Source organism: Streptomyces sp. NPDC088812 (assembly GCF_044750285.1).
Classification (GTDB): Bacteria; Actinomycetota; Actinomycetes; order Streptomycetales; family Streptomycetaceae; genus Streptomyces.
In genome coordinates this window covers 1-1,199 of sequence record NZ_JBIVJP010000088.1, presented here as the reverse complement: position 1 = coordinate 1,199, position 1,199 = coordinate 1, and the positions used below count along the sequence as shown (strand labels likewise).

Annotated in this window: 1 protein-coding gene; it reads right to left on the bottom strand. The window is 74.1% G+C overall.

Annotated features, from left to right (window positions below; genetic code table 11):
- Window positions 1–93: 93 nt before the first annotated feature.
- The coding region (locus ACIP67_RS43385) for an MFS transporter (RefSeq protein ID WP_401700264.1) at window positions 94–1,199 on the bottom strand (1,106 nt) is incomplete at its 5' end.

Below are 1,199 nucleotides of genomic sequence, written 5' to 3'. Positions count from 1 at the left end.
ACTGGGGGTGCCGCCACTGCCCGGGCGACTGGTGCACGGGCGTCACCATGTCGAACGCGCTGAGGATGAACGGGGCGGGGGCGGGGGTCGCGGTCATCGGGTCTCCAGGGTCACGGGGGCATGGTCGGCCGGCACGACGGCGGCCGGCCCGTCCGCCTGTGCGGCCAGGATGGCGGCGTCGTCGGCCACGAGGTCCGTCTCGGGGCGGGCCACGGGGTCGCGGGCGAAGCGCGTGGCGATCAGCGAGAGCGAGGCCAGCAGCGTCAGGTACGCGGCGATCAGCCACGGCGTGTGGCCGCCGACCTCGTACAGCAGCGCCGCGATGAACGGGGCGAACCCGCCGCCCACCACCGTGCCGAGCTGGTAGCCCAGGTTCACGCCCGAGTACCGCACGCGCACCGGGAACTGCTCGGCGAACCACGCGGCCTGCGGGCCGTAGACGCTGTCGTGGGCCACGTTGATCACCAGCACGACGACGAGCGGCAGCACCGCCAGCGCGCCCGCGTCCACGACGGCGAACAGCACCCAGCCCGACACCGCCGTGAGCGCGTACCCGAGCCGGGACACCCGGGCACGGCCCACCCGGTCCGAGACCGCGCCCCAGAAGGGGGTGCTCAGCAGCCCGATGGCCGAGGCGACCATGATGGCGGAGACGAGGACGCCGTCGTCGGCGCCGCGGAGCACGAGGTAGCTCACCAGGTACGCGGTGACGAGGTAGTAGAGGCCGTTCTGACCCAGACGCAGGCCGGCGGTGACGAGCACGGGGCGGGTGTGATGGCGCAGCAGCTCAACGACGGGCGCGCGGCTGACGGTGCCCGAGTCCCGGTGCACGCGGAACTCCGCCGAGTCCTCGACGCCGAGGCGGATGGCCAGGCCGACCACCACGAGCAGGCCCGAGGCGAGGAACGGCAGACGCCAGCCGAACGCGGCGAACTGCTCGTCGGTGGTGACGAGCTTGACCAGGGAGAACGCGCCGGTGGCCAGGAGCATGCCGGCCGAGGAGCCGACCTGCGTGAACGAGCCGAACAGGCCGCGCCGGTCCGCGGGGGCGTGCTCCACGGACATCAGGGCGGCCCCGCCCCACTCCATGCCGGCCGAGACGCCCTGCAGGCAGCGCAGCAGCACGAGCCCGGCCACCGCCCACCAGCCCGCCTGGGCGAACGTGGGCAGGACGCCGATGAGCATCGAGGCGCCGCCCA